At 37.3% G+C, this 7,596-nt stretch carries 10 protein-coding genes and 2 pseudogenes; 11 read left to right on the plus strand and 1 reads right to left on the minus strand.

What is annotated here, in order from left to right; genetic code table 11:
* The 8 genes and pseudogenes from CN514_RS25550 to CN514_RS05615 form a co-directional block, all read left to right on the plus strand.
* Nucleotides 1–227 (plus strand): hypothetical protein (locus CN514_RS25550; RefSeq protein ID WP_176525807.1); only part of this gene is annotated, 227 nt, incomplete at its 5' end.
* Nucleotides 227–421 (plus strand): hypothetical protein, encoded by a 195-nt coding sequence (locus CN514_RS05585; RefSeq protein WP_098231751.1) that lies wholly within the window; start codon nt 227–229, stop codon nt 419–421. The genes CN514_RS25550 and CN514_RS05585, both read left to right, overlap by 1 nt.
* A 196-nt stretch (nt 422–617) precedes the next feature.
* Entirely contained in the window at nt 618–962 is a 345-nt protein-coding gene (locus CN514_RS05590) for a hypothetical protein (protein ID WP_098231752.1), read from the plus strand.
* Nucleotides 952–2,607, plus strand: coding sequence for a phage tail tape measure protein (locus tag CN514_RS05595; protein WP_098231753.1), 1,656 nt, complete (start codon nt 952–954; stop codon nt 2,605–2,607). The genes CN514_RS05590 and CN514_RS05595 overlap by 11 nt, the downstream gene beginning before the upstream one ends.
* Nucleotides 2,607–2,948, plus strand: coding sequence for a DUF2577 domain-containing protein (locus CN514_RS05600; RefSeq protein ID WP_098231754.1), 342 nt, complete (start codon nt 2,607–2,609; stop codon nt 2,946–2,948). Before CN514_RS05595 ends, CN514_RS05600 begins: the two co-directional genes overlap by 1 nt.
* A 52-nt stretch (nt 2,949–3,000) precedes the next feature.
* A complete protein-coding gene (locus CN514_RS05605; RefSeq protein WP_098231755.1) occupies nt 3,001–3,504 on the plus strand; it encodes a hypothetical protein in 504 nt (167 codons plus the stop codon).
* 11 nt (nt 3,505–3,515) lie between these two features.
* On the plus strand, nt 3,516–3,923 hold the full coding sequence (locus CN514_RS05610) for a phBC6A51 family helix-turn-helix protein (RefSeq protein WP_098231756.1): 408 nt from the start codon (nt 3,516–3,518) through the stop codon (nt 3,921–3,923).
* Between the two features lie 198 nt (nt 3,924–4,121).
* Nucleotides 4,122–4,214 (plus strand): annotated as a pseudogene (locus tag CN514_RS05615) (iron-sulfur cluster assembly accessory protein); the annotation flags it as partial.
* A gap of 432 nt (nt 4,215–4,646) precedes the next feature.
* On the opposite strand, the pseudogene CN514_RS05620 reads toward CN514_RS05615, so the two are convergent.
* A pseudogene (locus tag CN514_RS05620) lies at nt 4,647–4,795 on the minus strand (ferredoxin--NADP(+) reductase); the annotation flags it as partial.
* A gap of 361 nt (nt 4,796–5,156) precedes the next feature.
* Here CN514_RS05620 and CN514_RS05625 point away from each other — a divergent pair.
* The 3 genes from CN514_RS05625 (at nt 5,157) to CN514_RS05635 (ending at nt 7,456) form a co-directional block, all read left to right on the plus strand.
* Nucleotides 5,157–6,374, plus strand: coding sequence for an NAD(P)/FAD-dependent oxidoreductase (locus tag CN514_RS05625; protein ID WP_141529303.1), 1,218 nt, complete (start codon nt 5,157–5,159; stop codon nt 6,372–6,374).
* A gap of 190 nt (nt 6,375–6,564) precedes the next feature.
* Nucleotides 6,565–7,044, plus strand: a complete 480-nt coding sequence (locus CN514_RS05630; protein ID WP_098231757.1) for an NUDIX hydrolase — start codon at nt 6,565–6,567, stop codon at nt 7,042–7,044.
* 94 nt (nt 7,045–7,138) lie between these two features.
* A complete protein-coding gene (locus CN514_RS05635; RefSeq protein ID WP_098231759.1) occupies nt 7,139–7,456 on the plus strand; it encodes a YuiB family protein in 318 nt (105 codons plus the stop codon).
* Nucleotides 7,457–7,596: the final 140 nt, after the last annotated feature.

The following is a 7,596-nucleotide window of genomic DNA, read 5'->3' on the forward strand; positions in this document are numbered from 1 at the left end:
AAGATTTAACGGAAGAAGTGCAGGAAGTTAGCAAATCGGCTAGAGAATCGGGAGAAACTAGCGCATTAATTTACGCAAACAATCCTTTCGGTTATTTCAATGTAGTAACGGAAACAATTCAAAAAGTTGTTCTTGCGGCTAGAGATGTAAATTCAAATGATCCGCAGTTTCCGGAAGGTTTTAAATATATCGAAAAGCTAAGCGATGTTAAGGAGGAAATCAAATAATGAATGCACATATTGTTATAAACGAAATGAGAAAGAAATTAGCTGAGAAAAATATTATAACTGAAGACGATTTAACGAGAATGGCTACGGCAGCGCGTGTTCTTGGAACGGTTGAATCGCGTGTGACTTTTGCGGCAATAAAACTACAATTACAAAATCAAACAAATAACAAAACGGAAGAGAGTGCTGATTAATAGTACTCTTTTTTTAAATTTATAATACGGAGGTGATACAGATGTCTAAAAAGATTATTACACTACGCGAAGTTTCTCGTCCAGGCAAGGAAACGCTAAAAGTGCCAACGGTAGTGACAAAACGCGTTACTCCTAAAAAGTAACTCGACGGGCGCCTTCGGGCGTCTTTTTATTTAATAAGAATGGAGTGAAATAGATGAATATTTACGATTTAAGAGTTCAGCGATATAGTGAGCTCCTTTTTGTCGTTCAAGACATAATTGCTCGTAAAGTTGATTATTCGGACGTACTAGAAGATATGAACGAGTTGATCAGAATAGGCGAGGAGTTCAAGATGCGTAGGGAAGATTCAGAGGTTAAGCTTCTCGGCGTAAAAACGATTACTCTTACTAAGGAATTGAGAACTTTTAACGATTTAGCTAGCCGTTATAAGCCGACAGGTAGGATCGTTCAGAAGCAGATGAAGTCAATGCTTAAAACAATTAGGACCGTAAATGGATTAATCCGCAACATTGAGGGGCGTGGTCTAGATGTCATTTAACTTAACGGCTGCCCTTCGTCTTAACGATCAATCCTTTACTTCCGGTATGAGACGTGCAAGTCAAGCCGTTTCAAGAATGTCGAGTAGTTCGAGTAGTTTAACAAGTCAAGTCGCAAAAATCGGAGCAGCTTTTGGGGCAACTACTTTGGCCGTTAATACTCTGAAAACGGCAATGCAAGGCGCAATGCAGATGGAAACCGATAAATTAACACTTTCTGCATTGGTTAACGATACAGAAAAAGCGAATAAGCTTTTCGATATGCTTCAGCAAAAAGGATTGAAATCCGTATTCTCAGACGCCGATTTTATGGGAGCTGGTAAAGCTTTCCTTCCGATGACGAAAGATTTAGGGCAAATTAATAAGTTGCTCGGTATCACGGAACGACTAGCTAGTTCTAACACTCTTGAGGGGATGACCGGAGCAAGTTTCGCAATCCGCGAGGCGTTGTCCGGCGATTTAGTTTCGCTACAGGAACGATTTAACATTCCGCGATCAATGCTTAAAGAAACGTTTAAAGGCGCGGATACTGCAACGGAGAAGATTGCGGCATTAGATAAGGTATTAAACAAACTCGGCTTCACGCAGAAATTCGTTAATCAAGTTAATACGTCAGCTTCTGCTCAGTGGCAAACCTTGCAGAGTAATGTCACCACGGCACTCGGCAAAATGGGAACGGCAGCCCTCGAAAAGCTAAAGAAACCTTTGACCGATATTAATAACTGGATGCAAGGCGGAGGATTAGACTTTCTAAAAGAAAAAGGTAGCGACTTCCTAGCGGGCGCAGTAACGAAAGCCGTCGAGTTTGGAACGTATATAAAGGACAATTGGCCGACAATTAAGCAGAATTTTATCGACTTTAATAATTCTCTCCAACCGATAAAAGACGCCTTAAGTTTAGCTTACGATGGCATTAAAAAGGTAGCAGGTTACGTTATGGATAATTGGCCGTTAGTAAAAGAAGCGATTATCGGAGTAACCACGGCAATCGTTGCGTTTAAAACTGCGATGGTAGGATTAACGATTATTAACGGAATTATAACGCTTATTACGAACCTTCGTATAGCATACGGATTATTAACGGGTGCACAATGGGCGCTAAATTTTGCCATGGACGCGAATCCGGTGGGCGCGGTAATTTTAGCTTTATCTGCGTTAGTCGGAGTAGCAGTATTACTTTACCGTAATTGGGATATAGTGAAACAAAAAACTACGGAGCTATGGAATAAATTAGGGCCGTTCAAAGGCGTATTCACAGCGTTACTTGGTCCGATTGGTTCAGTAGTAAACGCAGTTAGATTATTAGTATCGGTATGGAATAAATTCAAGTCGTCCATCTCGAACTTCAAAATGCCGACGTTTAAATTGCCGAGTATGGGCGGCGGTGTATTGGGATTAGTAGGAGGAAAATCGCACGCAAGCGGATTGGCTAACGTTCCGTATAACGGATACAGCGCTACCTTGCATAAGGGTGAAAGGGTCTTAACGCCAGAAGAAAACGAAGCGTATAGCAAAGGCAAAGGTAAAGGCGGTAAGGGAGTAACAGTTAATGTTGGTACGATGAATGTACGACAAGACTCCGACATTAAAAAAGTTGCGTACGAATTAGCAAAACTTATTGAAAAAGAAGGGGTGCAGATGGCATAATGGCGCGTTTAGAAGGTTCAGGAGCTTCAAGGTTAGTTAAGTTAATGCAAATGCACGGTAAAAACGATTCAATTTCTATAAGTTTAGCAACTATTACCGCAACTCCTCCGAATATAAAGCTACGTATTGACGGAGATAAGTTCGATCTAGAAGCGGATGATTTCGAAGTAGCCGAACATCTAACGAAGCATTCACGCCAAATAAAAATAAACGGCGGGGCATTGCAGACGTTAGAGTTCCAGGACGGATTAAAAGTCGGCGATAGAGTGATTGTGCTTTGTTATAACAATGATCAAAGATATTTCGTAATGGACCGAATTGTAAGTTATTATTACGAGTGAATTTAGAGCGTCCTTCTAACGAGGGGCGCTTATTTAAATAGGAGGGAATCGTATGGATTTAACTGAACTAGACGAACGTATCCGTAAATTAGAAGAAGATTTAGTGAAATTAGTGAAAGAACGCACATCGAAGGGGCTTCCCGCAGAAAGACCGCCTAGTTTTGTTTCGATGGAACTTACGGAAAAATTAATGGAACGTGTTTGGCCTTTACGGGATTTAATCGTTAAATACGCCTCATTACTTGCAGCGTCCGGAACTATTCTCGAGTTGGACGTTAAAAAGTTGCGAGATAAGTATTCGGATGATTTGACGTTACTTAATGAGTCTGTAGGAATGCTTTGCGGAATGACCGGCTATATGCTACTCGACTGTTTGGATAAAATCGAAAAGGCGCAATTATCGGAAGATGCTGAAGCAAGCGACTTAATGCGTGATTTATATACAAATATCGGATTATGCGAAAAGAGACCGTTGATAGTCGAAGAAGTGCCGGAAGTATTTGACGATGAAGAATTAGCGAGAGCGCACTATGAAAAAATAAAGCATTTAATTTAAGGAGCGATATTATGAAAGCAAGTGATTTAAAGAAACGATTAACGGATCAGCAAGCAAAAGCAGCGTATCTGTTAGTAATTAACGATTTTGATGGCGGAAATCAAACGCAGGAGGAGATTGCGCAAGAAGTAGGTGTTAGCCGTAGAACTCTTTTAGAATGGCGCAGAAAGCCCGACTTTATTGCATATCAAAGCGCGCTATCGGACCAACACCTTGAAGCATACCGCAGTAAAGCCGATAAAATGCTTATCGATCTAATCGAAAAAGGCTATACGAAAGCGCTCGACTTGTACTACACGTTGTTAGGACGTAAAGTAATGAAGACTGAAACGACTGAAGTACGTAAAGCAACTACGTATTTAAGTGATGACGAGATTCAAGCGGAATTAGAAAAGCTAACGAAATCGATCGGGGAATAACGAATAAATGGCGTCGCCTTAACGGGTGGCGTCACTTTTTTTTGTTTATGCGCTTGTACTCCGCAACTCCTACCATTATAATGAAATTAACAATACAAGTTACGTTAAATACGTAAGAACGAAATAATATACGAGTATGATAAAAGCGCTCAGTGACCGGTATAGTTAGCGTTGGGGTATCGTGGTAGAGGTCCGTAATTTACAATCGATAATCCGAATGCAATCGCATCATGTGGATGTGGTTCTAGTTTTAGAACAGCTACGAATGCAGGTTCACCTGAAGAGTGCTAATTCAGACTGCCCGCCAAACGCTCGCTTTCTTCGTTGCTTCGCCTGCCTGTGGTGCTCATTACCGTCTAGGGTAATTCCGCTCCTCACCAAGCTTCGCGCCTCGAAAGACAAGCGCTTGCAATCAGTCCGAAAATCAAGTTTTAGTACGTTGTCTAAACAATGATAGGATACTTCTGTATCCTATTTTTTCTATTATATAAACTAGGCAAAATTCTTAATTGTTAATATTTTAACAAATTCAGGGTAAATTATTGAATCTTTTTTGAAGTTGTGTACTATTATATAGTGTAGATAAAAATTTGAATTGGTTTTTCAAGAAATTGGTTGTGAAATGATTCACGAATTATGTTGTACATTGTTCAATGTATCACAAGTAAGATAAAAAAAAGACTGCCAATAAAAAGTCAGTCCTTATGATTTAAATCTTATATTTTAGAGCATTGAAGAACTATGACCTGGTTGTACTTTCGCAGTTGGATCATTAATAGTTGATTGCGTTTGTGCTTCACCAAATCCAGAAGCAATTAGTTTAACTTTTCCATCATATTTACAAATATGCCAGTAGCATAAATACCTGGAATATATCCTCCTCATGTATAAATGCATGTCATCTATAATAGAATAATATCATATTTTATGCCGATAAACTGAGGTGTGGATCAAAATATACCTAATTTCACTTAATATTTCGAGAATTCTACCGATTAGATTTATGCTTGAAATCTTACACAAAAAACTTTAATATTGTTATAGGCTAATTGTTAACATTTTGTGACAATTATTACGAAATATTTAGACAAATATCCCTATATAATCGTTTGCTCACTTATGTACTAATTTATAATGAATTAGATTGCTCACTATTGAGCTTAGTTATAAATTTAGTGATATTACGGCAAATTGTAGGTACTTAATATAATTTAAAAGGATGGTATGTATATCATGAATAAGCCTAAGATTGTAATCCTTGGAGCTGGGTACGGTGGAATTATTACTGCAACTCGACTTCAAAAAACATTATCTGCAAATGAAGCGGACATTACACTAGTAAATAAAAACAGCTACCACTACCAAGCAACATGGTTACATGAAAATGCAGCAGGTACATTACACCATGACCGTACACGTCTTGATATTAAAGACGTGATAAATCAAGATAAAATTAACTTTATTCAAGATACTGTTACTCAAATCAAACCTGAAGAGAAGAAAGTATTACTTTCTAATGGCGAATTAGATTATGATTATTTAGTAGTTGGACTAGGTTTTGAGTCAGAAACTTTTGGTATTAAAGGATTAAAAGAACATGCATTCTCAATTGCTAACATCAATGCTGCTCGTCAAATTCGTGAGCATATTGATTACAGCTTCTCTAAATACTACAATACTCCAGTTGAAAAGCGCGATGAGTTATTAACGATTATCGTTGGTGGTGCTGGATTTACTGGTATTGAATTTGTTGGCGAACTTGCAAACCGTGTTCCAGAATTATGCAAAGAATATGATATCGATCGTGATTTAGTTCGTATTATTTGCGTAGAGGCTGCACCAATGGTATTACCAGGTTTTGATCCTGAATTAGTTGACTATGCTGTTTCTCAATTAGAGAAAAAAGGTGTAGAATTCAAAATTGGTACAGCTATTAAAGAATGTACTGAAGATGGGATCATCGTTGCTAAAGGTGATGTTGAAGAAAAAATTAACTCTGCAACAGTTGTATGGGCTGCAGGTGTACGTGGAAATGCATTAGTAGAGCAATCTGGTTTTGAGGCTATGCGTGGACGTGTAAAAGTTACTAAAGATATGCGTGTTCCTGGAAATGACGATGTATTCATCGTTGGTGACTCTGCTTTATTAATTGACGAAGCAAGTAACCGTCCATACCCACCAACAGCACAAATTGCAATTCAACAAGGATTTAATGTTGCACACAACTTAGCAGTACTAGTTCGTGGAAAAGGTGAATTAGAAGAATTCACACCAGACATTAAAGGTACAGTATGTTCATTAGGACATGATGATGCAATTGGCGTAGTTTACGGTAAAAAATTAACTGGTTGGAAAGCTTCATTTATGAAAAAAGTAATTGATAACCGTTATTTATTCGTACTTGGTGGACCAATGTTAGTTCTTAAAAAAGGTAAATTAAACTTGCTATAAGCATATTAGGATATTAGCTCGACTTAAGTCGGGCTTTTTCTTTGTACATTATTCAAATGTGAATTGGCAGCAGGGAGTTGACGTAGTTTCCAATTTTAAGTATTAAAGTGTAGGTTCAACTACGCCTCTGTCTTCACCTAAAAGCTCGCCAATAGACACGTTTTCTTTATCGTAAAGGTGGTCATAATAGATGAGTAAAAGAGGCAATGTATGGCTAGGGGTAGCTGGTTTAGTGCAAGACTCTAACGGAAGATGGTTAGTTGTAAAGAAAAAATATAGCGGCTTAAAAGGTTTATGGTCTTTACCAGCAGGTTTTGTAAAACAAGATGAAACTGTTGATCAAGCAGTTTTAAGAGAGATTAAAGAGGAAACAGGCGTAAATGCAACTTTAATGGGTTTAATTGGTGTTAGGACTGGCGTGATTCGCGAAGAAATTAGTGATAATATGTTAATTTTCTTATTACAGGCAGATGATACAACGATATCGATTCAAGAAGAAGAGTTATCAGATGCACGTTTTATGTCTGAAGAAGAGCTACTAAAGGATCCTACATCTTCATTACTTATTAAATACTTAATTGAAAATCCTCCGAATAAACCAATGAATGTGGTTAAAGGTTTAAATCCAGGAGATCAATTCCAATATACAACCTATCACTTTATTAAGTAATTTTTCAATAATTTGAATTTTTTTAAAATTGACGATAGGACAAGAAGGTTTTACACTGTATATAGAAAAAATGTGGGGTGTTTTTTATATGGTGATGAGTATTCCAGTTTTACTAATTTCAATTTTGTTATTCTTCGTTTTAGCTTTTGGAATCGGTTTCCTTGCAAATATGCTTTTTCGAACAACTTGGTTTATGGTAGTAATCTATCCACTATTAATCGTTATGATTTTGGACAAGATTAGTACGGTAAAATATTTTACGAATACTACTGTAGCTTTTGAGACATTAAAGTCAAACTTAATGGCAGTAGGAACTGGTGATATTGTTATTTTAACAGCTGGTTTAGTAGGGGCAATTATGTCAGGAGTAGTAATCCTTTCATTAAGAAAAAATGGATATCAAATGTTCTAACTTCTAACTTTCTCATAGATGAGAAAGTTTTTTTTTATAATTTTTTTGTTTTAGGGAAAGATGAAAAGATGAAAAGGAGTGAAATGGTTCATTGGGTATAAATAAAAAATTATTTAGACGTGTTATTTTATCTATTTTAT

Origin of the sequence: Bacillus sp. AFS001701 (assembly GCF_002559405.1) — a bacterium.
In the GTDB taxonomy this organism is placed as follows: domain Bacteria; phylum Bacillota; class Bacilli; order Bacillales; family Bacillaceae_G; genus Gottfriedia.

Coding starts and splice junctions, on each gene's coding strand:
- CN514_RS05585 (WP_098231751.1), top strand. CDS start 227: ATGAATGCACATATTGTTATAAACGAAATGAGAAAGAAATTAGCTGAG.
- CN514_RS05590 (WP_098231752.1), top strand. CDS start 618: ATGAATATTTACGATTTAAGAGTTCAGCGATATAGTGAGCTCCTTTTT.
- CN514_RS05595 (WP_098231753.1), top strand. CDS start 952: ATGTCATTTAACTTAACGGCTGCCCTTCGTCTTAACGATCAATCCTTT.
- CN514_RS05600 (WP_098231754.1), top strand. CDS start 2,607: ATGGCGCGTTTAGAAGGTTCAGGAGCTTCAAGGTTAGTTAAGTTAATG.
- CN514_RS05605 (WP_098231755.1), top strand. CDS start 3,001: ATGGATTTAACTGAACTAGACGAACGTATCCGTAAATTAGAAGAAGAT.
- CN514_RS05610 (WP_098231756.1), top strand. CDS start 3,516: ATGAAAGCAAGTGATTTAAAGAAACGATTAACGGATCAGCAAGCAAAA.
- CN514_RS05625 (WP_141529303.1), top strand. CDS start 5,157: ATGAATAAGCCTAAGATTGTAATCCTTGGAGCTGGGTACGGTGGAATT.
- CN514_RS05630 (WP_098231757.1), top strand. CDS start 6,565: ATGAGTAAAAGAGGCAATGTATGGCTAGGGGTAGCTGGTTTAGTGCAA.
- CN514_RS05635 (WP_098231759.1), top strand. CDS start 7,139: ATGAGTATTCCAGTTTTACTAATTTCAATTTTGTTATTCTTCGTTTTA.